22 protein-coding genes are annotated in these 26006 nt (G+C 53.0%); 12 read left to right on the top strand and 10 right to left on the bottom strand.

Going from position 1 to position 26006, the window contains the following annotated elements:
• Positions 1-4: 4 nt before the first annotated feature.
• Positions 5-1843 (bottom strand): VirD4-like conjugal transfer protein, CD1115 family, encoded by a 1839-nt coding sequence (locus ACFQ88_RS26555; RefSeq protein WP_379458790.1) that lies wholly within the window; start codon positions 1841-1843, stop codon positions 5-7.
• Between the two features lie 277 nt (positions 1844-2120).
• Here ACFQ88_RS26555 and ACFQ88_RS26550 point away from each other — a divergent pair, with 277 nt between their 5' ends.
• The 7 genes from ACFQ88_RS26550 (at position 2121) to ACFQ88_RS26520 (ending at position 8826) form a co-directional block, all read left to right on the top strand.
• Entirely contained in the window at positions 2121-2387 is a 267-nt protein-coding gene (locus tag ACFQ88_RS26550; protein WP_239628661.1) for a hypothetical protein, read from the top strand.
• A 19-nt stretch (positions 2388-2406) separates the two neighbouring features.
• Entirely contained in the window at positions 2407-3426 is a 1020-nt protein-coding gene (locus tag ACFQ88_RS26545; protein WP_379458788.1) for a hypothetical protein, read from the top strand.
• Between the two features lie 160 nt (positions 3427-3586).
• Positions 3587-5518, top strand: coding sequence for a VirB4 family type IV secretion system protein (locus tag ACFQ88_RS26540; protein ID WP_379458786.1), 1932 nt, complete (start codon positions 3587-3589; stop codon positions 5516-5518).
• On the top strand, positions 5518-6597 hold the full coding sequence (locus tag ACFQ88_RS26535) for a bifunctional lytic transglycosylase/C40 family peptidase (RefSeq protein ID WP_239628664.1): 1080 nt from the start codon (positions 5518-5520) through the stop codon (positions 6595-6597). Before ACFQ88_RS26540 ends, ACFQ88_RS26535 begins: the two co-directional genes overlap by 1 nt.
• Positions 6598-6678: 81 nt before the next feature.
• Positions 6679-7236 carry a hypothetical protein gene (locus tag ACFQ88_RS26530; protein WP_379458783.1) on the top strand — a complete coding sequence of 186 codons (558 nt, stop codon included), beginning with the start codon at positions 6679-6681 and terminating at the stop codon, positions 7234-7236.
• Positions 7237-7262: 26 nt separating this feature from the next.
• Positions 7263-8468 (top strand): conjugal transfer protein TrbL family protein, encoded by a 1206-nt coding sequence (locus ACFQ88_RS26525; protein ID WP_239628667.1) that lies wholly within the window; start codon positions 7263-7265, stop codon positions 8466-8468.
• A gap of 10 nt (positions 8469-8478) precedes the next feature.
• Positions 8479-8826 carry a hypothetical protein gene (locus ACFQ88_RS26520; RefSeq protein ID WP_379458781.1) on the top strand — a complete coding sequence of 116 codons (348 nt, stop codon included), beginning with the start codon at positions 8479-8481 and terminating at the stop codon, positions 8824-8826.
• A 201-nt stretch (positions 8827-9027) separates the two neighbouring features.
• Here ACFQ88_RS26520 and ACFQ88_RS26515 read toward each other — a convergent pair whose 3' ends face one another.
• The 4 genes from ACFQ88_RS26515 to ACFQ88_RS26500 all read right to left on the bottom strand — a co-directional run bounded on the left by ACFQ88_RS26515 (position 9028) and on the right by ACFQ88_RS26500 (position 15336).
• A complete protein-coding gene (locus ACFQ88_RS26515; protein ID WP_379458779.1) occupies positions 9028-9693 on the bottom strand; it encodes a pectate lyase in 666 nt (221 codons plus the stop codon).
• Positions 9694-9997: 304 nt separating this feature from the next.
• Positions 9998-12097, bottom strand: a complete 2100-nt coding sequence (locus ACFQ88_RS26510) for an ABC transporter transmembrane domain-containing protein (protein WP_379458777.1) — start codon at positions 12095-12097, stop codon at positions 9998-10000.
• 129 nt (positions 12098-12226) lie between these two features.
• Positions 12227-14779, bottom strand: a complete 2553-nt coding sequence (uvrA, locus tag ACFQ88_RS26505; protein ID WP_379458775.1) for an excinuclease ABC subunit UvrA — start codon at positions 14777-14779, stop codon at positions 12227-12229.
• An 11-nt stretch (positions 14780-14790) separates the two neighbouring features.
• Positions 14791-15336 carry a dihydrofolate reductase family protein gene (locus tag ACFQ88_RS26500; RefSeq protein WP_379458773.1) on the bottom strand — a complete coding sequence of 182 codons (546 nt, stop codon included), beginning with the start codon at positions 15334-15336 and terminating at the stop codon, positions 14791-14793.
• Between the two features lie 135 nt (positions 15337-15471).
• On the opposite strand from ACFQ88_RS26500, the gene ACFQ88_RS26495 reads away from it, so the two are divergent.
• The 3 genes from ACFQ88_RS26495 to ACFQ88_RS26485 all read left to right on the top strand — a co-directional run bounded on the left by ACFQ88_RS26495 (position 15472) and on the right by ACFQ88_RS26485 (position 18985).
• Positions 15472-16428 (top strand): helix-turn-helix transcriptional regulator, encoded by a 957-nt coding sequence (locus tag ACFQ88_RS26495; RefSeq protein ID WP_379458771.1) that lies wholly within the window; start codon positions 15472-15474, stop codon positions 16426-16428.
• Positions 16429-16680: 252 nt separating this feature from the next.
• The gene (locus tag ACFQ88_RS26490; RefSeq protein WP_239628681.1) at positions 16681-17916 is read left to right on the top strand and encodes an MFS transporter; all 1236 of its coding nucleotides are present in this window, start codon (positions 16681-16683) and stop codon (positions 17914-17916) included.
• Between the two features lie 283 nt (positions 17917-18199).
• Positions 18200-18985, top strand: coding sequence for a YheC/YheD family protein (locus tag ACFQ88_RS26485; RefSeq protein WP_379458768.1), 786 nt, complete (start codon positions 18200-18202; stop codon positions 18983-18985).
• An 80-nt stretch (positions 18986-19065) separates the two neighbouring features.
• Here the strand turns inward: ACFQ88_RS26485 and nudK are convergent, their stop codons facing one another.
• The 4 genes from nudK to ACFQ88_RS26465 form a co-directional block, all read right to left on the bottom strand.
• Positions 19066-20034, bottom strand: coding sequence for a GDP-mannose pyrophosphatase NudK (nudK, locus tag ACFQ88_RS26480; protein ID WP_379458766.1), 969 nt, complete (start codon positions 20032-20034; stop codon positions 19066-19068).
• A gap of 2 nt (positions 20035-20036) precedes the next feature.
• Entirely contained in the window at positions 20037-21224 is a 1188-nt protein-coding gene (locus tag ACFQ88_RS26475) for a MerR family transcriptional regulator (protein WP_379458764.1), read from the bottom strand.
• A gap of 143 nt (positions 21225-21367) precedes the next feature.
• Positions 21368-21832: a phage tail protein gene (locus ACFQ88_RS26470; protein WP_239628686.1), complete on the bottom strand. Its 465-nt coding sequence runs from the start codon at positions 21830-21832 to the stop codon at positions 21368-21370.
• Positions 21833-21988: 156 nt separating this feature from the next.
• Positions 21989-23329 (bottom strand): hypothetical protein, encoded by a 1341-nt coding sequence (locus tag ACFQ88_RS26465; RefSeq protein ID WP_379458762.1) that lies wholly within the window; start codon positions 23327-23329, stop codon positions 21989-21991.
• Positions 23330-23471: 142 nt separating this feature from the next.
• Here ACFQ88_RS26465 and ACFQ88_RS26460 point away from each other — a divergent pair, with 142 nt between their 5' ends.
• On the top strand, positions 23472-24245 hold the full coding sequence (locus tag ACFQ88_RS26460) for a DUF817 domain-containing protein (RefSeq protein WP_239628688.1): 774 nt from the start codon (positions 23472-23474) through the stop codon (positions 24243-24245).
• Between the two features lie 215 nt (positions 24246-24460).
• A complete protein-coding gene (locus ACFQ88_RS26455) occupies positions 24461-25078 on the top strand; it encodes a TVP38/TMEM64 family protein (protein WP_379458759.1) in 618 nt (205 codons plus the stop codon).
• A gap of 107 nt (positions 25079-25185) precedes the next feature.
• Here the strand turns inward: ACFQ88_RS26455 and ACFQ88_RS26450 are convergent, their stop codons facing one another.
• Positions 25186-25983 carry a phytanoyl-CoA dioxygenase family protein gene (locus ACFQ88_RS26450; protein WP_379458757.1) on the bottom strand — a complete coding sequence of 266 codons (798 nt, stop codon included), beginning with the start codon at positions 25981-25983 and terminating at the stop codon, positions 25186-25188.
• Positions 25984-26006 lie beyond the last annotated feature (23 nt).

Here is a 26006-nt window from a genome sequence, read left to right as displayed (position 1 = left end):
TCCTTCACTTCCCTGTGTTTTCTGCTTCGTAGTCGCTTGCGATTCTTGCATACGGAGGAATGTAAGGCCGTCGGATATTGCCCGAAAACTCCGGATAGCGGAACCGGCTTTCCCTTTCGTGAAGAACGCCCTGGAAAAATTCGAACTGGAACGCTTTGCGCATCCGGATCGGGTTCATTCCGGATACGAGCAGCAGCCCTTCCTCCCGCGGCATGCGCATAATTTCATCCGGCGTCATCAAAGAGCGCTTGGCATAGCTTTGGGAAGTAGAGTCGGAGCCTCCTCCCGCTTTATGACTTTTCGAGACGGAACGGGAATCCGTACGGATTGTGGTGTCCCCGAGCAGCTCGGAAAAGGTTTTGGCGGTCAAATGATCGCCCGCACCAAGCAGGAAGCGGATCGAATGATTGCCGATAATCGCTTCCGCCTTTTCCTTGGAATACTTATCGATCAGCTGTCCTACCGACTGGACAATCGTACTGCACGAAATTCCGTAGGACCGGCACGTTGCTAGCAGCTCCTCGTAATTGGGGATTTTGCCGATGTTCGGGAATTCGTCCAGCATGATGTTGACGGCTCGAGGAAGCCGGTTATAGTGCCGGTCGGCCAGGCGGTAGAGCTGCTGGAACAGCTGGGTGAAGAAGTTCGACGTCAGCATCTCCCAGGTCGAATCGGCTACGGGAAGGATGACGTAGACGATCATCTTCTTCTCACCGATATGCTCCAGGCGGAAATCGGATGCTGCGGTAAACGACTGCACCGTCTTCGAATTCCACTTCGACATCGTGACGGCAAGGGAGATGAAGATGCTCGAGCGTACCTTGTCCTCCGCCATCCGGACAATCTGATACGCCATGCTGGCGGGATGATCCGTCTCGAGTCCGCCGAAAAACAAATCCATATCCTCCGGCGTCCGGCCATAAGTGGTCAATATGTAGCGGACCATGTCCATATTGGCGTCCGCCGGATCGCATTCGTATTTGACGTACAGCAGCAGCGTCGTCAGCAGAGCGATCTCGGCTTTTCCCCAGAAGTCCATCTTCTTGTCGCCGTTCTGGGAGTTAAGGAACAATGCGGTGGCAATCTGCTCCGCGTCGACCTCGCGCTCAATGTAGTCAATCGGGTTGTATCTGTCGCTGACATCCATCTCCTTGAAATTGATCAGGCGGACCTCGTAGCCCTGCTCTCTTTTAATAGAGGCCGTGCTTTCATAAATCTCGCCCTTCGGATCCGTCACGACAATGGAACGATTCCGTTCGTGAATGATATTGGTCAAGATATACGACTGCGTCTTGCCCGACCCCGGTCCCCCGACACCAAACACGTTCCGGTTCGGAATCGCCGTATCCTCAGGCAAAATCACCGGCTTGCCCTGCAGCGTCCCGAACAGCAGTCCGGCCGGATTGCCGAGATTCGGATGCTCCAACGAATTCGCAGCCTGGTCTGACGAACCGGATGAGCGTTTGTTCCACGTCCTTTTCACAAAGGTCCGGTCATTAAACACCTCTGCCGTACTCGCCCACTTGGCCGTACCGTACGCCCCGTATTGGGAAGCCTCCTGAAACGACCGGGTCTGGCCGAACTTGACAAAAACCGCAATGGCGGCAAGGAGCCATATACCTAGCGGAATGAGCTGGCTTTCCCAAAAAGAGGGGTGCAGCCCGGCTTCCTTCAACAGCTTAAGCGGCTGCCACATGGATTGGGTAATCCGCTCGAAATCCCGTTCCTCCGCCGGTCTGGATATCCAGGTCAGGGTAGTTATAACGAACCATTCGACGACGGCTGCCGCCACCAGGCCGAGCAGTAAGGAGCCGATCAGCCTTTTTTGAATCTGTTTCTGCATGCAACACCTCCAGTCCGCACAGGCATCTGGTTTACAAAAATACCCATGGATTTCTTTATCGTATCACCCAACATTCGTTCGTAATATCGAACGTAAGCGGTGTTTTTTTGGATACATGGTCCCACCTTCCGGAATTGGTTCCACAAAAAGGTACATTGGACACAAAAATATGGAAATATCGTACGATTGCGCGCTTCTTGGACCGTAAGCTAGAGTGGAAAAGTTAAGAGGCAACCGATAGCCACTGCACAATGTGCGTAAGGAGGATACACCGGGTATGAAATTCAGATCCATGACGCTTGCAGACGATCCTTTTAAAAAAATTACGGATTTTCTGGATAAACAAGTCGTAACCGGATTTCTCAATTTAGCGATTCCCATCGCCGTTTTGTCCATTATCGGACTAGTGCTGGCCGCCTATATGTCCCATGACGACCATTCCAAGGCCAAATTCAAATCGGGGCTGTTCTATGTGTGCGGCGTTACTATTGTCCTGCTGCTGTCGCGCGTCATTATCGGGTGGCTGAAGTTTAACATCCGCTAACCAAAGGTGATGATCTGTAATGGAACGACGTTACAAAATTCCTAACCAAGTCGACAGCACGTTTCATGTGTGGAAATTCATTACGCTGATCGACGTCGTTATTCTTGCTCCGTCCGTCGCTTTCTGCATAGCAGTCATTTGGCTCGCGGACGGCATGCTGGAAATGAAGCTTATCGTAGGGCTGCTGCCCGTCGTATTGACCTCTGTCGCGGTTTTTATACGCCCCATCAAGGAACGGCCGAATATTCGGGCATTCCGGTTTTTCCGGTGGAAGGTGGCTTACAACCGCCGCCAGCGCACATATTTGTTCATGAAAAAAGCGATCCGTAAGGAGGAGGGAAGCGAGGTGAGCAAAAAGAAACCGTCGATCCCCCGCGAACGCAGCGCTCAGGACCTCATTCCTATCCGCCGGGTGTTCAGCGAAACGATCGAAACGGCCGACCACCGGCTTGTCAAAATGATCGCGATATCCGCCGTGAACTTAAGCCTGATGTCGCTGAACGAGCAAATTCAGGTGATGGAAGGATATGAGCAATTTCTTACTAATTTGGATGACCCGGTCCAAATTCTGCGCGTTTCCGAGCCGATCAACATGAGCAGGTACGTAGAGGAGCTGCGCCTGAAACGAAACGCCACCGGCAATCTGCACAAAAAAATACTTCTCAGCTCCTATATCGATTACGCTCAGAGCATACAGCAAAACCGCGAGATGATCCGGCGCAACCGGTTCCTCGTATTCGACGAGAAGTATGAGCCAAGCAAGGAAGGCTCGCTGGAGCAGGCGATGATCCGCTTGCGCGTTCGCCGGGATCACTATATCGAGCGGCTGGAGGATATGCTGTTCCGCCATCGGCTGGATGCGGCGGAGCTTACGAACGAGGAGCTCAAGAAGGCACTGCAAATTTTCTATGATTATGAGAACGCGCAGCTCCATACGGTTACCGATGAAACGGAAATGGAATATTTGATCGGACGCCGCAACCTGGTGTCGGCCGTCAAACGGATTGAGGAACGGGAACGGCTCGCGAACGATTTTTAGCTATGCTTTTGCAGCAAGTTTCGCTATCGCAGCCTATCCTTACGCAGCAAGTTTTTGCTAACGCGAAACTCAGCCTATCCTTACGTAGCAAGTTTCGCTATCGCGAAACTCAGCCTATCCTTACGCAGCAAGTTTTTGCTAACGCAAAAACTCTTAGGAGGTGATTTCCATATTCAGAAGGAAAAAGAAGCAAACGGACGATCGCCCGCATCTCGAGCAGCTGATGGACGACAACTCCGCTTTTCTCGATATGCTCGCACCGGACAGCATCCAGGAGGAGCTCGATCATCTCCGCCTCGGGCGCAACTATGTCAGGGTGCTGGCGGTCGCCCATTATGCGAACGATGTGCTCATCAACTGGCTGTCGGGGCTGCACGAAACGAGCGGCAACATCTCGCTGTCGCATCATATCGCTCCCCGCTCCTCGGAAGGGATGATCACCTCCCTGAACCGGGCTATCATCGAGCTGAAGGCACGGATGAACGAGCCGAAAATCCAGCCGAAGGACGCGATCCGTCTGCAGAAGGAGCTGGAGGATGCGGAAGTGCTGCTGGATAATCTGACCTCGGGACGGAATCAGAAAATTTTCGATCAGCATATGTACATCCTGCTGCAAGCGCGGTCGCTGAAGGAGCTGGAGCGGTTAACGAGCACGGTCAAGGCGAAGTGCGGACGGAATCTGAAGGCGATCATACCGAACACCCGGATGCTCGACGCATTTACATCCGCGCTCCCGATCCGGTCTAACGACCTGCCAGAAATGACGTACCGCAATTTTGACGGCGAAGCGCTCTCGAGCCTGTTTCCTTTTGACGAAGCGGAGATTTTTGCGGATCGAGGGGTAGTGAAAGGCAAAAACCTGAAGACGCATTCGGTCGTCGTCGTAGACCACGATCAGCTGATCAACCGCAACGAGGTGGTCATCGCAACTTCCGGCGGAGGGAAGTCGACCTACATTTGGGGAGATATGATGCGCCGTTGGATTCAAGGCACGATCATCCGGACCATCGACCCGAAAGCGGAATTCGGACGCAAATTCGAGCGGCTAGGGGGCATATGGGTCAAGATCTCCCCAACCTCCGGCGATATCATCAATCCGTTTGAAATCATGAATTCCTCCATCATGCTTGATGAAGACGGGAATCCGGTCGCCGTCTCGCTGCTTCATCAAAAAATCGCTCGGTTAAAGACCATGTTCACTCTAATGTATAAATCGCTGGTCAATCAGCAAGTCGAGCTGGCCCTGCTGGAGAAAGCCATAGTGGAAACGTACCGCCGCAAAGGGATCGAGTGGGGTACCGATTTCTCCCGGCTGAAAAGCACCGATTTCCCGATCATGAGCGATTTGTACCGGACGATCGGCCATCTGATCGAAACGGACCGGACCTATGAGACGCTGAGCGGATTTTACCAGGTGCTGTACCCTTACGTGGAAGGCTCCTATTCCAAAGCGTTCAACGGGTACACGAATGTGGACTTATCCAATGATCTGATTAATTTCGATATTTACGATTTACGGTCGGAGTCCGACCTGCGGCAAGTGGCGATGTACAACATCCTGACATTTTTGACCGACGACGCTACGATGGACAGAACGAAAGTGAAACAGATTTACGTGGACGAAGCTCACATTCTCGCCGATCCGAAAAACCCGACCGCCATGGAGTTTCTCAGCTCGATGTACAAGTTGATCCGCTCGTTCCAGGGCGGCGTCACCTCCGCTACCCAGCAGGTCGGAGACTTCCTGTCAGCCGTTGACGGTTCCCGAAATCACGGGGAAGCCGTTATTTTGAATTCCGTCACCAAGCTGTATTTGCCGATGACCGCTCAGGAGATTCAGGACATTATGAACAAAACATCGGAAAAGTTTTCGGAGGCCGAGCAGCGGCTTCTCGTCGTAGAGGATGCGGAGAAGCATAAGAATGCCGGAAAAGGCATTTATGTCGTCGGCTCCAAAAAGGTGCACATTCAAGTCGAGCTGACCCAGGAGGAGCTGCGGCTGTGGGACAGCCGCTGGTACCGGCAAAAATACGGGGAAGATCCGGAGGAGCAGCCGCTGTACGGCTTGAAGCGTGAGGAAGTGTTCGGCTGATGGATCCGGGTACGTTGTATCTCATTTTATCCAAGCTATGGCATTTCCGTAAGCCGATTGCCTATATGGTGCTCGGCATTTGTGTCTTTGTCATGATGGTAATCATTCTCATCTTCGGCGGGGGCTCGTCGGACGGCGGAGGAGGAGACGGCGCGTATCCTCCCGGCATGGCCAATGTGAGCCGGGAGGTGCTCCGGTACGAACCGGTCGTCACCCAATATGCACAGCAGTTCGGAGTGGCTGACTACGTGCAGGTCATTCTGGCCATCATGCAGCAGGAAAGCGGCGGCGCCGGTCTGGATCCGATGCAGGCTTCCGAGAGTCCGGCCAACCGCAAATACTGCAAGAGGCCGAATTGCATTACGGATCCCGAGTACTCCATACGCGCCGGTGTGGAGAACTTCGCACTCGTGCTCAAGCAAGCTGGAGGCGATCTCCCGCTGGCCCTGCAATCATACAACTACGGTTCCGGGTTCATCGACTATGTGAAGCGCAACGGAGGCAGCTATACAAAGGAGCTGGCTTTGAAGTTTTCCCAGGAGCAGACCCGTCTCTTGTCGTGGAGCTGTCCCGACCCGGACGATTTTCGCGGCAAGGTGAATGCCTGCTACGGCGATTACACGTACGTCGAGAAAGTGATGCGCAATCTTGGCGGTATGGACTCTTACGCCGTCACAGCGGCCGGAGGGCAAATTTTCGATTTTAACTCGGTCTATCAGAGCATGCGGGGCTATCTGGGACTCCCGTATAACTTCGGGGGCAATTCGCCGAAGGAGGGCTTCGACTGCTCCTCCTTAATGCAATGGAATTTCAAGCATGCCGCCGGCATTAATCTCCCCCGTGTCGCCCAGGATCAATACCGTGCCACCGTACGGGTGAAGGCAAGCGATTTGAAGCCCGGGGATCTTGTGTTCTTTACCGGCACCTACGATGCCGGTGTCCCGGTCACCCACGTCGGCATGTATATAGGCGGCGGCAAAATGATCAATTCCAACAGCTCGGGAGTGAGCATCGATTCCTTCACATCCGGCTACTGGAGAAGCCATCTTTACGGCTATGGCCGGATTGTCCGCCGATGACAACGCTCGACCCTTTCATCAGAGAAATCGTGGTGCGCAAGAAATTCCGTAAAGCAAGCCGATAAGGAGGCGATTCCAGCCGTGGAGTTCGATGAGAAAATAAAATGGATCGCCATCGGCGTGCTGTTCTTTTTGCTCGCAAGCGTCTCGTTATGGGCTTTGTCTGCCAAAAGAGCATGGTCTGACGAGCAGGCCCGCAATGCGTCTCTTACATCGCAGCTTTCCGAGCTCAAGAAGGAGCGCGATCAGGCCAAGGCAGCCCTGGCCGGTGACGGTATTCCGACAATTGCCGGATTTGCTCAAGCCTTTTTCGTTTTTGACCAAATTACCGATCGTTACACTAAAGCGAAGCCGCTGCTGACGGAGAATGGCTACAAAAGCCTGTTCCCATCCGGCCCTGCGGACGAAATCCCGAAAAGCACGCTGACGATCTCGGGTACGGTGAGTGATGTGGAGCCTTATTTTCACCGGGTGGATGAAACGCACGGAACCGGGATGCTGGTGCTCAGGCATCATTTGACAATCAACAACGTTGTCTCTACTTCGATAACCTACGTCAGACTGGCGTTAGTCCGGTCCGCCGACAAGCAAGCCTACTTGATCGATCGTGTGGAAATCGTTCATCAGCAAAAACTGTAACGTCCTGCCGAAAAGGAGGAGTTCTCATGAGCCTGCTGCAGCTTTTTGTACAAAAGTTCCAATCGATGCGGGCAGCCTTACGCCAAAAAAAACTGCCGGACCAAGAAACCGTTCGCTTCTATTACGGAAAGCTATCGAGACCGGTGATTCTGCTGCTCGTCGTTCTTCTGCTGTTTGCCAATGCGCCTACTAGCCACGTCGTTGCCGATCCAACTCCCGCTCCAGGTCCGACTACAACAGCTCCTGCGCCAAGCACGACAACGGAAGCTCCCGAGCCGACAGCGACGCCGAGTCCTTCACCTCAAGCTCCTCCTGCCGAGCCCTCCGGAAAAAGCAATGCTAAGAAAATCGATAAAAAAGAGTGCGGCTGGACCGAGATCGACTGCAAATTCCAGAACATCCTGATCGATCTGGCCAATCAGGCATTCGACGTGATGAAGGACATGCTTGAAATTTTTATTCTGAAGCCGGGAGATCTGCTGCAGAACGCTACGATCAATACGTTTTTCAATCTGATCAAAGGGGTTAGCTGGTCGCTTGCAACCGTGTTCTTGATCTACCAGTGCCTGCGGATTTATGTGCTGTCCTTGGCGGACGGGGACCGGAGCGAGCTGAGAAAGCTGCTGCCCAAAATCTTCCTCATCCCGGTTTTCATGATGAGTCTTCCTTGGGGTGTAGAAGCCATCCTGACGCTGTCCGGTGAATTCAGCCGGGGGTTTCTCGCTGTCCCCAGCGTAGATCAGGACGGAGCCGCCGTCGTCGGATTCGCCGCCATCTATTTGCTGTTCATGGGCGCTACGAGCAGCTTGTTTATCGTCATTCTGGCGCTGGTGTTTCTGGCGCTTCTCGCCGTGTTCGCCTTTCAGCAGTGCTTGCGGTTTGCCGAGCTGGCCTTTCTGGTCGTATCGGGGCCGATAGCGATCATGTCGATTTTGAACCAGGAGTTCAATCTGTTTCCAAGCTGGTGGCGTCATCTGCTGTCCGTCGCTTTCACACAAAGCGTTCAGTATCTGCTTATTATGATGGCGATCAAGCTGGCGACCGGCACCAATCCGTTCAAGGGCGAGTACATGGGCATTTTCGGCTCGATAGGATGCATGGTGCTTGTGATCAAATCTCCCGCCTTTATCCGCGAATTTATGTACTCCACCGGCGCAGGGAGCAAGGCGGCCGGAATGGCTGCCAATACGGTCAGCAGCGCCGGCAGAAGCCTTATCAAATTGATCAAATAGGAGGCCGTTCATGAAACGAACGCTCATCATCCTCATGTCCGTCTTGTTGTTCCTCGGCGCGTGTTCCTCCAAGCCGAAGGAGCCTCCCTTTGTCGGAGACTGGGAAGTGGCTGCAGCGGATAAAGGCCGCTGCCATGACTTTTTCTCCTTCTACAAGGACGGCACCGTCTCGTACTCCAGAACCGGTGGTCAAACTACGACAGGAACATACAAGCAGGTGAATGGAGATACGTACCGCATTGACTACGGCAGCGCAGGCTCGGATACGATCGAGCTGAAAGCCGAAGGAAATACGCTTACGACGAAATTCGGCAATGCAGACTCCAAAGCCTGCACTTATATGAAAAAGCAGCCGTAGCTCAAAATCAGGCTGCGAAATTCCCTTGCGAAATTCTGATTCGTATGCTTCTGAGCTTGCCTGCGCAGGAACTGAAAAAGCCGACACAATGAGCCCGGCACCCGTTAGTTCGGTGCCGGGCTCTTACCGCCGGACGGATGCGGTTGCCTATTTCAACAGCCGTCCTTGTTCTTCATACAACGCAGCTGCCAGCCCGCACCCCTAGTACTGCGTGTTGCCGGATTGGCTCGTATTGCCCGACGCGAAGCCCTTGAATAAGGTCGGCACGCCGGAATATCTCGTGTTCGTAATTTTGCCTGTGCTGGTGCTGCTATCCGTGCGAAGGATCGAATCCTTCACATTCGAAATGTCCGAGCTGTCTACGGTCATCACGACCTTGAACGTCGTTCCGCCGTTTTGCCGAACGAGCTTTCCGATATCGTTGGCTTTGAAGTTTTTAATATTGATCGTTCCGGCTGCGTTCATCTGGAACACTTTATCGTAAGCCTTATACGCACCGCCGCCCGTAATGTTCACCGTGCCGGACGATTTAAGCGTCAGCGCATCCTCGCCGACATCCTGCCAGGTGACATTCGTGATGTTGCAGCTTCCATAGCAGTGTACTCCGTCAGCGGCGGGCGCTCCAAGAATGACATTCTTCAAGGTCGCTCCGGCTTCCAGACGGAATACCGGCTTTTGATTTTCCGCCTGACTGCCGTCTCCTAATGTGCTCGCGTTAGCTACATAGGTTTGGCCTCCGCCGTCGAACGTAGTGCCTGCCGGGACGATGATGGTCTCATTGACTGTAGTAGCCGCTTGTGCGGGAATGGCTGCGAATAAAGATACCGTGAGTCCCAGGGATAAAAATAGACCGAGTGCTTTTCTCATATCATGGATCATCCTTTCGTGTATGGGCTTCAGATACTTGGTCGGATGTGCACCTCCGCCTGTATCTGATGCTTACAGTACCAAAGGAGATTCATTACCGAAATGATCATTTGTCAATATTAGGGTTATATGTGAGATATTGATTATTCCTCTCCCCCGATCATACCTCCCTGTTCATGCAGCAACGACAAAGAACACCCTTTCGGGTGTCCCGTGAATGCCGCCTCTGCGCGCTAGCTTCTATACTGTGCGGGCGCTGCCCGTCGTTTGTTCCGCTGCTAAACGTGAAGTTGAAGCACCTTTTCTACAGCCGTTCCTTAAGCGTACGTTCCACCGTCTGATAAATATGCGGATGCTTGCGGGTCAGATCGAGGAACACATCGCGCCTTACGGAAAGCAAGACCGATGGCCCCATAGCCCGTACCGTCGCCGTCCGGGGAATTCCTCTCAAGAGAGCGATCTCACCGAAATGATCCCCGTCCTGTAGTACCGCTACCCGCTGTTCCTTCGCGTCTGCCGTAGTTTTCAATATTTCAAACCTGCCGCGCACGATGATGTACAGCTTGTCGCCCTGCTCACCCTCACGCACAGCATCCTCCCCGTCCTTGAATGTTTCGGTTGTGAACAACGAGGTCATATCGCGCAAATGTGACGGATCGATGCCGCTGAAAAACGGCAGCTTCCCGAGCCGCTGCTCGTCCACTGTGGCGTGCAGGCCATCGGGTGACAGGACGAAGCCGTGCTGCTTCTCCCACATCTCGTAGTACAGGCCCTCTTGCTGCAGAAGCTCTGAATGCGTACCCGATTCGACGATCCGGCCGTCCCGGAATACAAAGATGACGTCGGCATGGACAATCGACGATAGCCGGTGCGTGACGGAAATGATCGTCTTCCGCCGCCTCAGCTCTTGAATCGTCCGGTTAATATCCGCCTCGGAGGCAGGATCCAGGGCGGAGGTCACTTCGTCCAGCAGGAGCAGCTCCGGATCTCTCAGCAGCGCTCTCGCAATGGCGATCCGCTGGCGTTGCCCGCCGGACAGGCTCGCTCCTTCGTTCAAGATGACCGTGTCATAGCCATCCGGCCAACTCAGGATCGTATCATGAATTTGAGCCTGCCGGGCCGCATCCGTCATGGCTTGCTCTTTCGTAACGGCATCCCCAGTCCGATCCAGCAGCAGATTGTCCCGGATCGTCGCATGGAACAAGAACGTGTCCTGGAACACGATTCCCGTCCGCCGGCGAAGCGAAGCCTCGCTTACGGCGCGCAGATCGCAGCCGTCCATCTTGACCGCGCCCTCTCTCGGATCATAGAAGCGCGAGAGCAGCTGCAATGCAGTGCTTTTGCCCGAACCGCTCGGTCCGACGAATGCGGCGTAGCTCCCGGCAGGGATGCGCAAGCTGACATTCTTCAATTGCTCGGCTGCTTCCGTGTAACCGAACGTGACGTTCTCCATAGTTATATCCCGGCTCATGGACGGAAGCTCCAACGAATCTGCAGCCTCCGGAACGTCAGGACGGTAATCGAGGATTTCCCCAATCCGCCGGAAGCTGACGCCAGACTCGATGAGATTCGGAACGATGAACGACAAGTTCGATGCGGATTGCCCGACGCTTAGGAATAATGTAAAAAAGGCCATAAAGCTTCCTACGGTCAGCTCATCGCGGAAGATCAAAAAGCCTCCGAAGCCGATCATAATCCCGTTCAATAGTAATAACCCCGTCAGCGGAAGCCTTTCGAGAAGCGAATTAATCCAGTGCATATTGAGCCCTAGGCGGAATAACTGCTCCACCTGTTTGCGGGCACGCTCAAGAAATGCCTCCTGCTGGTGCAGCGCTTTGATCGTTCTATGCCCTTTGACCGTCTCGTCGATCTGATTGGAGAACCGCTCCTGCGCCTCCCTGTAATGAATGTTCGCCTCCTCCGCTCTTCCTTGCAGCAATCGGGGACCGACATACATCAGTACGGAGCCGACTACCATCGCCAAGGTCAGCTTCCATTCCAATATACAGAGCATGACAAGCCCCAGGACCACGCTCAGCGCCTCCTTCAGAAAAAGAGGAAGCGAACCGCTGATCACTCTTTCTATGGAAGCCATATCCGAGGAAAACCGGGTAATGATATCGCCGATCCGAAATTGCTGGTAAAAAGGCATCGATTGCTTCTGAGTATGAAGGAACAGCTCCGTCCGCAGCCTCTGAACCACCTTGCCGCTCAGCTTGCTAAGCGTATAGTCTCCATACGTTCCGGCGGCGATACTGAGCGTCCCTCCAGCAAGCAGAACGATCAGGATTGTGACAAAAGCCTGTATATTTTTCGGCGCGAACGCCTCGTCCACCAAATATTTCAAGCTGAGAGGAGCCGCTATGGAATAGATGATTTCGAGAATGATGGTTAGAAGAAACACGCCGAAAAGCCATTTATAGGGTGCAACATATCGTAGCAATGTTCGAACAGAGTGCAACGTATCGCCCGCCTTTCCATTCTTTAGCTTACAGCAGTTTCCACAGACTGTAAACGTCGGAATGGGCCGGGATCACTGCACTTGCTGCTCCCGGCCAGCAGGACTCAACCGCTGCTTCACAAAAGCCGCTGTATAAGACCCTTCCGCATACTGAACCTCCTCCGGCGTCCCTTGTGCAATGATCCGCCCTCCGGCCTTGCCTCCCTCCGGACCGAAATCGAGGATCCAATCCGCCGCGCAGATCACATCCAGGTTATGCTCGATGACGATGACCGAATGGCCCGCATCGACCAGCTTGTTCAGGAAACGGATCAATCGCTCCACATCCGCCGGATGCAAGCCTGTCGTCGGCTCATCCAGCAAAAACAGCGCATGGCCGGCCCCGCTCCTGCCGAGCTCCCTGGACAGCTTCATTCTCTGGGCTTCGCCGCCGGACAGCGTGCTGGTCGGCTGGCCCAGCTTGACGTAGCCGAGCCCTACCTCGGCCAGCAGCTCAAGCTTTTTCTTGATGTCACGATGGGCTTCGAAAATAGCGATGCCCTCTTCAGCCGTGCGGTCCAGAACGTCCGATATACTGTAACCGCCATATTTCACCTCAAGAATGTCCTTACGGAACCGTTTGCCTCCGCACACGGGACAAGGCACATCCACATCGGGCAAAAAATGCATGTCCATATGCAAAACGCCCAGCCCTTTGCATTTCTCGCATCTTCCGCCGGCCGTATTGAAGGAGAAGTGCTTCGGCGTAAGCCCTCGTTTCCTTGCTTCCGGCAGCCCGGCGTATAAGCTGCGGATGGCCGTGAACAAATCAGTGTAGGTAGCGATGTTAGATCGCGAAATTTTGCCGACCGGCTCCTGATGCACTGTGATCAGCTTGTCGATTTGCTCCGTTCCCTGGATACGATCGGCCTTATATCCGTCCTGAATCGCCTTTTCTATTACCTCGAACAGGAAGGTCGATTTGCCCGAGCCCGATACGCCGGTTATCGCGATAAGCCGGTTAAGCGGAACGGACACGGATATCTGCTTCAGGTTATGCTCGGAGGCATCCCGAACCACAAGCTGCCGGCCGCTTCCCGTCCGTCTCTTCGGACGATCAGCCAGCGGGCGCGCTCCTAAATAGGGAGCCGTGACGGAGTCAGCCCTATGCCGCAGCTCTTGCGGCGTTCCTTCCGCTACGATATATCCGCCGTCCCTGCCTGCTCCCGGCCCCATATCGATAAGATGATCCGCCATCTCCATCACGTCCGTATCATGCTCGATCAGCAGCACCGTGTTGCCCAAATTCCGCAGCCGCTGCAGCGCTTGAATGAGCTTGAGCGAGTCCTGCGGATGAAGGCCGGTCGTTGGCTCATCCAAAATGTAGAGCACGCCGGTCAATCCCGAACCGAGCAGTGCCGCGATTCGAAGCCGCTGCGCTTCGCCGCCCGACAGCGTCACAGCCGGACGGGACAGCGTCAAGTACGAGAGGCCGATATCGAGCAAGCGCCGGATACGCTCCGTCAGATCGCTCAGGATGGGCTGCAGGATTGCCTTCGCCTCGGGGCCGAGACCGTATTGCAGCCGCTGCAGCCAATGCCACAGCTCATCCAGATCGTACTCTGCAATGTCGACGATCGATGCGTTACGGAGCGTAACCTGCCGGCTTTCTTGGCGCAGCCGTGTGCCGCCGCAATCCGTACACCGTTTCGTCGCGAAATATTTGCTCCACTTTTTTTGTGCTTCCTCATCGTTCAGGCTCTCGTTATATTTCTTGGTAAAGGTGGTCACGACGCCTTCGAACTTCCCTTTACCTACGGATTTCGGCGGCTTCCGTCCTGGAAACAACGCTTGGAAGGCGTCGCTTGACACGCCGTCGAACAGCAGTGTGCGTTGGGCTTCGTTGTACGACTTAATCGGCAGCTCCGCATCGAATTCGAAGCCGTAATGGTGCGCGGCGGCCTGCAGCGATTCCGTGTAATACGGCAGCAGAAAGCTGTCCCCGTCCCACATTTTGACTCCGCCTTGGCTAACGCTAAGCTCCATGTCGAATATGGCCTCCATCCGCAGCTGGCTGGTGAACCCGAGCCCGGAGCAGGTTGGACAAGCTCCTTGCCATTTGTTGAAGGAGAAATGCGCCATCGTCAGCTGCTCGAGCCTGTGTCCGCACGCCGGGCACTCTACGGTCTGCCCCTCCGAACGCTCCCCCTCCTCCAGCTGCTCGCTTTCCTTATCTAAGGCAGCCGCCGGACTTTCTTGTTCAAAAGCCGGCTTCACTCTATGCCCGCAGGAAGGACAGGACCGTTCCCCCAATCTCGCAAACAAGACTCTCAAGTAAGTGTAAATCTCGGTTACGGTCCCTACGGTTGAGCGGGGATTCCGGTTGTTGTTGTGCTGACCGATGCTGATGGAGGGAGACAAGCCTGTAATCGAATCTACATCAGGCTTGCTCAAGTAATCCGTTACCATCCCCATCGATTCCATGTATTGCCTTTGACACTCCTGCTGCAGTGTACGCATCGCAAGTGAGGATTTGCCCGAACCGGACATTCCGGTCAACACGACCAGCTTGTATTTCGGTATGCGTAGAGAGATGTTCTTCAGGTTATGCTCCCGCGCACCCTTGATTTCGATATAATCGTTCATGGCCCCTCCCTTTATTCGGATGCCGGTCTGACGTAATGGCACTGCGCAATTTGTCCGTATCTCCGCACTTCCTTGAGGACGAACGGGATTTCAGGCAAATTTCCTTTGAACAGCGGAATCCCTTGTCCAAGCACAATCGGAACCGTGGAAATGATGTACTCGTCGATCAAGTCCGCCTTCATGAAATGCTCAGCCAAGCCCGCTCCGCCGACAAGCCAAATATCGCTTCCTTCCTGCTGCTGCAGCTTCCGGACAAAAGCCGGGATATCCTCACGAACGAATTCAACATTCGGATCCTCCTTCATTGCGGAGCTTGTAAAGACGTAGCATGTTTGCTCGGGATACGGAAACTCGTCGGATAATGTCCCCAGCTGCTTATATGTCGAACGGCCCATTATGACCGTATCGATACCTTGAATAAAGTCTCCGTAACCGTTGTCGCCTTCTCCTTCTATAGCGGTCAACCACTCGATATCTCCGTTTTCCCGGGCAATGAACCCGTCCATCGATATGGCAATATAAAGAATCACTTTTCGCTGCTTGACTATGGTTTCCATTCCTTCATCTCCTCCTGATTGATATCTTCTACGATTAGAATATCATTCGATATATGACAACTACTGTCATATTATTATGGTAAAATGAACACATATTCGATAATGCCGAAAGAGTCCAAAAGGAGGAAAACCGATTTGAAAGCGGATCGGCTGCTGTCTATTTTGCTGCTGCTGCAAAACCATGGAAGAATGTCTTCGCGGGAGCTTGCCGACAAATTGGAGGTATCGGAGCGAACCATCTTCCGCGATATGGAAGCGTTAAGCATGTCCGGGATTCCCGTATATGCAGAGCGCGGGGCCAAAGGGGGCTGGGTGTTGTCCGAAGGGTACCGGACCCAGCTAACGGGAATGAAAACCGAGGAGATCCTATCGCTGCTGCTGTCGAATCCGTCGCATCTGCTGGATGACTTAGGATTGCGGACCGACTTTGAAGCCGCTTATCAAAAGCTGCTCGCGGCCTCCCCCTCGACCATCCGCAGCAATGCCGAAATCGTACGCCAGCGTATTCATATCGATGGAGCCGGCTGGCATCAGCTGGACGAGTCGTACCCGCTCTTGTCAGCCGTTCAGGAGGCGGTTTGGGGCGAACGGAAGCTGGTCGTGCAATACCGGCGTGACGACGGGACCGTCGAACGGCTGGTGCATCCGCTCGGTGTCGTAGCCAAACGAAGCGTCTGGTACCTCGTCGCTCAAGTCGATGGCGATTTGCGCACATACCGCATCTCGCGGCTTCAGAGTGCGCAAATGCTCGAGGAAACGTTCGAGCGCCCCGCGGGCTTCGATCTGGAGTCTTACTGGGAGCAGTCGAAGAGTGAATTTAAGACCAGCTTGCCCCTGTTTCCCGCCCTGCTGAAGATCCGTGAGCCGCTGCGCTCCCGATTCGCCCAGGAGAGATACGCACGGATCCTGCGCAGTGCGCCCCGGAGCGACGGCTGGCTGGAAGCTGCCGTTCAGTTTCAAACATTGGATTCCGCCGTGGAGATTGTTCTCTTCTACGGGTCGAACATCGAGGTGCTTGCTCCTTCCGAGCTGCTGTTGAAGGTGACGCATGAGGTTAAAGCCATGGCCGCCTTGTACGGCATTCGGGAGTAGAAGTTCTTTTTCACATACGATCGTTTGAGAATAGTATCCGCAAAAAGATGTGCCTCTCACCCAATATCCGGCTTGAGCAGCATGTCTTTTTGTGATTTGCACCGAAACGGTCAACGGTCCATCATTGACATTTTCATGAATTTTCATTATAGTTGTTTTATAAATAGTTGTTATAACAACAAATAAATTTCAGGTATAAGAGGCATGCCTGAAAGCACAAATTAATGGATAGAGAGTAGGTCCAAGAGAAGCATGAACAATATCGAGCAATCCAACCGGCTATGGACGAAATCGTTCATCTGCTTAACGTTAGGTTCTTTTCTGTTATTTTTGAATTTGCAAATGCTGCTGTCTTCCTTCCCCGCTTATGTAAAGGGACATTTTCAAACCAACGACCTCATCGTAAGTCTTGTAACGAGCGTATTCGCGTTAGCTGCGATTGCGACTCGTTTTTTAACGGCAGGTCTGATCCGCAAAGTACACCGCAACGTGCTCTTATTCATCGGGTTGGCATTGGCGGCTTTCATTACGGCTAGCTATATCGGAGCCGGCTCCATCGGGTCGCTGCTTGCCATGAGGGTTGGGTACGGGATCGGCTTCGGCATGGCAAGCACGATTATTCCGACACTGGTCTCGCAAATTATTCCGGTCCATAGAATGGGGGAAGGCATCGGTTATTTCGGGCTGTCCACCAGCCTTGCCATGTCTATTGGGCCTATGATCGGCCTTAATGTCATGAACCAATATGGATTCAACACCCTTGCTGTTGTCGGCGCGGCTACGGCTCTTTTTATATTTCCCATCCTTCTGTTTTCCCGATCCATCCCGCCGGAGGCTCACAAACGAACCGCCGCGAGTGACGTTAGCGGCGCCGGCCCATCCCATAAGGCCAAGCAGCCTTTTAACAAGCAACTGCTGTTTCCCGCGCTGCTAAACGTCCTCTTGTCCGTCACCTACAGCGGTCTGCTGAGCTTTATCGCGCTATTCGGCCAATCGGTGCATTTGGAGCAGGTCGGCCTCTTTTTCCTGTTTAATGCGATCACCATTATTATCATCCGGCCTATCTCAGGGAGATTGTTCGACAGCAGGGGGCATGCCGCCGTTCTTCTGCCCGCAGCCGCTTGCGTTGTAGCCAGCATGGTGGTGCTATCTTTCACGACGAACCTTCCGATGCTCATTGCGTCCGCACTCCTATACGGACTCGGATTCGGCGCCATTCAGCCGACGATTCAAGCGTGGATGCTGCGTTCGACGGCCCAAGAGCAGCATAGTATGGCCAACAGTATGTTTTATAACTCGACGGACCTCGGCGTAGCGATAGGCGCTCTGCTGCTCGGGGCGATCTCCTCAGTCACTGGCTATGCCGTTATGTACCGCTACTCGGCGGGATGCATGATGCTGTTTCTAGTAGTGTACAGCCTGGTTCAGTGGATGACCGCACGACGCGCTAAACAGATGGCCGGTGGGCAGTCAACAGATGCTGCGTGAATATAAGAAAAAAGCGGCTATCCTGGACTGAAGTCCCTGACTACCGCTAACTTCACCCCTTCCATTGTTGCTGAAGGGGTGTTTTTGATTTCGATTTATTGCTCCTTAATCACCAATAAATAATGGAGAGTAATACATTTGGAATCATCTCTGGTCGCGTTCTAACTACATAGTAACATTGGATTCGTATTAATGATAATCACCCAACACATGTGCACCCGCCGACTCGTATATTAGTACTGCATAAAACAAACGCTATCGCGGAAAAGAGGGCTGCTAATTTATGGTTTACAGTCGGCATTATATTCGCAGCAAGCTGAAAAGCTCCAGAATCGTGCTGCGGGATCCGAGGCTAGCCAGGTACGTTCCGATCACACGGAAGTTAAGGAAAAGTCTGCTGAATGACATGCTAAATCAGTATGAAATGGTTTATGTAAAGCCTACCAGAGGACAACAAGGCGTCGGGGTTATCCGCGTGGAGAAGCGAGGCGGGGGGTATTCTTTCCGCAGCGGGGTAAAAACATACTCATTCCATACGTTTCAAGCTATGTACCGCGCCTTGAAGAAGCGTAGAGGGCAGCGGAGCTACGTCGTTCAAAAAGGAATCCGTATGCTCAAGTACCGCAGGCGCCCGTTCGATTTTCGCGTTATGATCCAAAAAAAGCGCCGCGGACCATGGGTTGTAACGGGAACGCTCGCCAGGCTGGCGCATCCTCGAAAAGCCGTGACGAACGGAAGTCAAGGCGGCACCATTTACCCGGCATATGGACTCATGCGCCGAATTGCAGGAAAGCGTGGAGCCAAGAGGCTTTTATACAAAATGAAGCGTATGGCGAAACGAACCGCCGTTCAATTCGGCCGCGTGTATCCTTCGAGAGGACTCGGAATCGATATCGCCGTCGATCACAAGTTGAAGCCTTGGATTCTTGAGGTGAATACCCGCCCGGATCCTTGTCCGTTCACCAAGCTACCGAGCAAAAAAATGATTAGACGGATTCTCTCTGTTGCCAGAGGTTACGGCAAAAGGTACAGCCTGCATTGCACGAAAGCGAAGCGAGGACGCTTATAATCAAAAACAAACGCCTCTATCTCCACTTATTCAGTGGTTTTGGAGGCGTTGTTTTTGAACAATGCGGCTGGATTGAAATGTTACGCATTCAGCACGGGAATATCCTCGAGCCTCTCAAAGATTAGCTTTCCTTTTTCCTTTGCGGCTTTTACCATCTCATCGGCTCCTGTCGACGGCCCTCCTATCCTCAATACAGCATCACAATGGTTAAGGAGCCGGACCGATGACGGGTGAAACATCCGGTTGAATGTCTCATCGCCCATTTCAGAAGACCCTGCGGTCGTGATCAACGGAAGCGCATACCATTCCCCGAGAACCGGCATATGACCGGCTTCGTAGATGTGTAAGGCGATCTCGTTCATGAAACGAAGGTTCTGCTCGATCTTCTCCGGGTCATCGCCGGTTCCCGACCGATAGGGTCCAGCGACAAGAATATGCAGCGGTTTGGGTTCCGGACCTCGGGCAAGCAGCCCGTGCAGCTCAGCGTATTGAAGCAGCAGGATCGTCTTCCCATCCCGGATTTCGCCGGTCCGTATCATCTCTAATGCTTGGTTGAACGGCAATTCCAGCACTTCGATGTGTTCCTGCTCCTCATCCAGACCGCCTCCGCCTCCCGTTGCCATGGCTGCGTCATACTCCGCTACATAAAAATGCACAAGCTCCGTCACAGACCCCGGTGACATGTAAGCTTCTCCGACCTTTTGCACCATCGTGAGCTTATAGCCTGTCTCTTCCTCCGTCTCGCGCAGGATGGATGCTTCCGGCGTCTCTTGATCCAACAATCCGGCGCAGGTTTCAATCAGCATGCCCGTAGGATTCTGATTCTTATAGGTTGGCATCCGAAATTGGCGGGTCAGTACCACGGTTTGATGCTTCCGATTGTAGAGGAGGATGGTGGCACCGTTGCCGCGATCGTACACTTCACGCGATTGCTTCTCCCAAACCCCGTGATCGTTTTGGTACTCAAAGGTGACCTTCTTCAGCACATACCAGTTATCCGACAAAGTTTCCTCTGTAACATTTCTAATCCTAATTTGAGCCGTCTCCATCCTTACTTCCTCCCTATGTACATTCCGTTTTCTTTCGTAACCAGCAGCGCTCCCTCACGTTCCAAAATAGCTTCGACATAACCCCGGAAGCGGTCAAAAGCATCTCCTTGCAGTCGTAACCTCGCATTCATGGGAGTAGAGGTCATATAGTCAATCAGAGGTTTGACCTCGGTGATCCTGAGGCTGTCCTCGTATAAATACGGGGCAATCTCGCGGAAGAAGGGCGAGAGCAGCTCGGGCGCGTTCCCGAGATGAAATCTTTCAATGACACGGTCCAGCACCTGCATTTCCGGGTCAAAGGACGCCCCCAGATGCTCCACCTCCTGCAAATGCTCCAGGCTCATCGTCGTGGTGTAGAGGCGGCCGCCTTCTTTTAAGACACGGTGCATTTCCCCGATAGCCTGCGGGATGTTCTCTACGTGGTAGAGCATGTTGTTGGCGATCACCTTGTCGAATTGTCCGTCATGGAAGGGGATTTCTTGCGCGTCCACGACCAGGAACTTAAACTGGGGCAGGCCTTTGAGACGGCTTCGTGCTTCATCCAGCATCCCGTCAGATAGATCCGTTAACGTGATGCGCCAGCTTTTCGGAATACGATCGGCATTTCGTAACCACAAAGCTCCATCCCCGCAGCCCAGCTCCAGCACAGAAACATCAGGTTCCTGCCCAAGCCGTTCCAATACCCATCTGTGCCATCCGTACGGATTGGTACAGAACCGGTCATAGAGGTGTATTCGGGATTGCAGCCGAGACGCATTCCGATACTGTTCCCCCCACCTCTGCTCCGTCTGCACCGCCTGAATAATATCGGCCAGACGGTTCCATCCTCCATCGTTCAGCCCGTCGGCATCCTCCAACGCCCTTCGGATCGCCCGCACGACGTTTCCCGTATGGGTCATCTTCTGCCGCAGCACATCCAGCTGAGCAAGAAGCGATTCCCGAATCTTCCAGCCTGCCCCCGCTTCCGCAGCCATAAGATGGCCGATCTCCTCCAGCGACAACCCCACGTACTTCAACGTCTGAATTTGCTGCAGCCGCCTTAGGTCATCCACGCCGTACCTTCGCACCGATCCCGTCTGCTCCTTGTCCGGTATCAGCAGTCCTATCTGGTCGTAATATCTCAAGGTTCGAATGGTTAATCCCGTCCGCTTGGCCAATTGTCCCGTCGTGAAGTATCTGGTGTCTTTCAAGTCCTCTCTCCTCCTTCCGTTTGAGCCTTAATCAACGTTAAACCCAGTATAACTGGTTACGTTACGTCACCTGCAAGAGATTTTTGTGCAAACAAAAAAGCCCTTTCTCCTAAATGGAGCGGGCTCTAGCCGTATGCCAATTTTTAATATTGTCCTTTAATTACAAAAAACGAACCCCGGATGGTTCCGGCTAATTTAGACTTCTGCCTGGCGAACTTAAACTTCCCTTCTAACTCCGCGGGTACCTCCATCCCCTCGGAAAGCTTAAAGCCAACGGCCCGCTTCTTAGGGTCATCAACCGTATACATGACATTAAGCCCAAGGCCATCCTCATAAAAGACGTAGGTAAACTGGATATTTTCCACTTGAAAACGCGACGTTTCCAAAGGCTTGGCCGCAAACTCAATACTACGTTCTTCTTTCAAAATGCGGTTCACATAATCAAGGCTCTCCTGGCTTTCACTAGCGGGTACAACCGTAAATTCATGCTTGTATTTGTTCATAAAGTAACGGGCCTCATTCGCACGTAAACCAGCAAGCGCTTCCGCTACAGGTGAAGACTCCAAACCAACCGTAGACACATGATTAAAATCAACGGTATAAGACATTCTATCCCTCCTACTCTCTCTATCATCCCTGATACAGAAATCCACATTTGGCGTATGTATTGGGTTTATAACTGAAACTGAATTCTCATAAACTGGTATTAACCAACGCCTCTTTAAATATACAACAAATATACGACGTAGTTACGTCAAAATCCTTCAACTTAAATTATTATCCGGATTCCCATCAGGGTTCGTTCTGTCATATCCGTCATCTCCGCCGCGGTGATACGGACCGACCTCCGTTCCGTCAGCTCTCGTATAGCCTCCTACCTCATGCGGGTTCACGTGATGCATCCCTACCTCACTGGAATCGTCGCCTCCGAGCTCGATATCCAAGCCGCCCAAATCCAGCGCCAATCCCGCCGGAATCGCCATAACGGCCGCTGCCGTAAGCAATCCTTCTACACCGCGGCCCATGCGGGAAGAATCGCCGCTGACAACATCTCCCACGCTGCGGGCTGTATATTCGATCGTATTAGCAGCTCCTCTAATAACGCGTGATCCTGCTTCTTTCAGGTTGTGCGCGCCTTGCTTCATCTTCTCATTATCGTCGGCGACGATGCCGTGAACGACGTCAACCGCGCCTTGGACCGCCTTGGCCGTCGTTATACCGGAACGCTCTACAGATCCGCCTACCGCCATACCGATCCTGCCGATCATTTCGCTTCCAGTCAACGCTTCTACAATTTCGAACGGCACACGAATCAAGCTTCCCAATATTTCACTCAAAAAGGTGCCAAACCGTTCAATAATCCCCGGTTCATACTGCGCTATGTCCGCATCATTGAGCGTCCCTCCCGCTCTTCCTTGCAAAAAGGCGGATCGATCGCGAACATCAAGCTGAGTCAATCGCTCCAGTTGCCGGACTCGGGCGGCCATCTCACCGGCAATACGATCCGCTTCCGCCTTGGCCTGCTGCCGTTTCTGTTCGAGCCGGTCCATCGCCTCATCGATCCAGGTCGTCTCCTTGCCGCCCGATGACTTCTTCGCTTCGATATAACGCGCCGCCGCTTGTTCGGCTTCACGCTCGATTCGCTCCAATGTTAGCCGCTTGGCCAGCTGAACGGTATCCAGCGTAAGCGACGCCCTCTGCTCAATCTCTTCCTTGAGCCGCAGCTCCGCCTCGCGAACGCGCGCGATTAACTGCTCCATGCGCTGCTCGCGGGCCATTGCCTCCGCTTCCCGCTGTTCAAATATGCGGTCCGCCTGCCGTTCCATATGCTCATAAGCGCCGCGGCGAGCCTCAACGACTCGTTGAACGACATCATCAGCCCTTTGGAGAGCCTCTTCTTTTTTCTCGATATGCCGTTCGAACGCCTTGTTAGCTGCTTGCTCAGCGCGTCGTTTTTTCTCCAAATAACGGCTTACTGCATCGTCTGCGGCTCGTTCTACCGATTCCGCCCGGCGGTCTTGTCTCCGCTGATCATCGTCCATTGCGCCCAATACGTCCACCTCTGTCCCCTCTTCATCCCACATTCTCTCCCTAGTATATAGCAAAATGCCACCTTGAACAGCGCTCCCTGAAAAATATGAAATTTTGAATTTCTACATCTCTCTTTTAGTTCTTGTTTTTCGAATTACAATGAACGTAGTGTCATACATCTATTTTACCGGCGTAATTCTTGGAGGAGGATCTGGAATGAATTTGAAATGGGGTAAACAACTGCTGCTGTTTGGCTACGAGGAAGCGATGTCCTGCGTGTTTCCCGTGTGCATCTTTCTTTCGCTGGCGCTGTTGAAAATCGCACCTCTTCCCGGCATTCCGGTTTACGACTGGATGCTCGTCATCTGTATTATCGTGCAAATCGTGATGCTGCGGGCAGGACTGGAAACCATCGATGAGCTAAAGGTCATTTGCATGTTTCATATCATTGGTCTCGCGCTTGAACTGTTCAAAGTACATATGGGCTCCTGGGATTATCCGCAGGCGGGATGGACCAAAATCGGAGGGGTACCGCTGTACAGCGGATTCATGTATGCAAGTGTAGCCAGCTACTTATGCCAGGCGTGGCGCAGGCTCCACATCCGGCTGGATCGATGGCCATCTTCCGTCTGGACGACGACGCTCGGTGCGGCGATTTACTTGAATTTTATGACTCACCACTTTATTCCCGATTTGCGCTGGGTATTGACTGCACTGCTGTTTATATTGTTTTTCCGTACGATGCTGTATTTCCGAGTAGGCGATAGCGTGTATAAGATGCCGCTCACTCTTGGCTTCGCGCTTGTCGGCTTTTTTATCTGGATCGCCGAAAATATCGGCACATGGCTCGGGGCATGGCGATACCCTCATCAACAAGCAGGCTGGAGCATGGTGTCATGGAGCAAATTCAGCTCTTGGTTTCTGCTCGTGATCGTCAGTTTTATTATTGTCGCCCAATTAAAGCATGTAAAGGAAGGTCTTCGAAAGTGATCAGGAGTATGGCAAAATAATAAAAGCCGCAGCCGGTTCAAAGCCGGTTGCGGCTGTTTAGTGGTACCTAAAAGTCGCAATTGCTACAAGGCTCGTTCCCTAGCCCCTCCCTGACCAGGTAGCCCGGGAAACGAGCTTTTTTTGTTAGAACATAGTACACTAAGGATGATAAACACGCCAGAAAAAAGACTCCGACCAAGGAGACACCCTGCCAAATGAAGAAATGGTACACCATCGGCATGTATCTCGTGCTCATATTCGTTGTTTATGTATACAAGGATGAAATTTTACATTGGATGCAGTATGGGGATGCGCCTGTTTTGCTTATTTTCGCAGCTGCGCTCGGTTTTATTATCGTACCGGTCATCCCTTACAAAATAGTAATCGGCTTGCTCGGGTTTATGTACGGTCCTTTGCTGGGCGCTTTGATCAGTTGGACCGCTGCTTCCGTCGCGTCTGTCATTGTTTTTTGGCTGGCACGCTACTTGTTTCAAAAGCAGGGCCAAGCTTACTTGTCCAAGTATGAGAAGCTGGAAAAGCTCCAAGCCGCGATTGAAAAAAGTCCGTTCCTGACTATTTTATTGGCTCGACTGATCCCGGTTATCCCTCAGGCTGTCGTCAATGTCCTTCCTGCCATTACTTCCATTTCGGTCATTACATTCGCCGTAGCGTCCGCATTGGGCAAAATTCCTGCTATGCTCCTGTTTGCGTTCATCGGGAGCAATCTGTTTGCCGGCACCAGCAAGCTCGTTTTGTCCGTCGGCGTATATGTGCTTTTTTTGGGAGCCGTCTACGTCGTCTACCGCGTCTGGCTCAAGAAGCGATGGCTTTAAGCAGCCATGCTTCGAGCGGTAAAAGTATCCTGCCTGTTTGTGTTTTCACAATGTCAAAAAGGAGCTACTGCCGCGGCAGCTGCTCCTGTCGTTGTTCAACCTTCGACTTAAGCCCGCGCGAGCAGCGGAAACAAACCGCCGCGGATCGGCTCACCTACGGTGAGACCGAGACCGTTCGTAATCGTATGCGACTTGCCGCTGTACGTCGTGCCGTCGGTCATGTAGATGATGGCGAGCACCCGGCGCGGCTTGTCGGTGACGTTCGCATGGGCGTAGTGGAACGTCAGGCCGTCATGGAACGTGCAGCTTCCCGCCTTCATGCGGACGATGACCGGCTTCGAATGCTCATGCTCGGTCCCTTTCGTAAATTCGAAGATGTCCTGAGGATCGACGAGACTGATCGGATTCAGCTTGCCGATGCTGCGCGAGCCCGGAACGAACATCATGCAGCCGTTATGCTCATCCACGTCATCGAGCGTAATCCAGACCGACAACGCGCCGGTTTCGTTCATCGGCCAATACGTCAAATCCTGGTGCCATGGGGTTGGCTTCGAATCTCCGGGCATTTTCAGCAGAGCGTGATCATGAAACAGCCTGATCCCGCTTGCACCGACCAATTGCCTGGCCATTTCCGCAAACCGCGGATGTGCCGTATATTTGGCCATGCCGGCATGATCTCGCCAAATATTAACCCGCTGATTCAGCACACGGTAGTAGGCTCCCCCTTGTTGATCCGTCTGCGTGGACATACCTTGGGCGGAATTCATCGCTTCGTCCATGTAATCGCGCAATTCCTCCAGCTCGTCAGCCGTGAGCACGTTGTCGATTTGAACGAAGCCGTTTTTGCGGTAAAACTCGATTTTGTCCTGCGGAAGCAAGCTCTTCGGTTCAAGTGTGTTGTACATCGGAATCACTCCTTTCGATTGAA

The organism is Paenibacillus sp. NPDC056579 (assembly GCF_042793215.1).
Taxonomy (GTDB): domain Bacteria; phylum Bacillota; class Bacilli; order Paenibacillales; family NBRC-103111; genus Paenibacillus_S.
The sequence above is the reverse complement of the archived record's forward strand: the minus strand, read 5'-3'. Positions and strand labels throughout refer to the sequence as shown.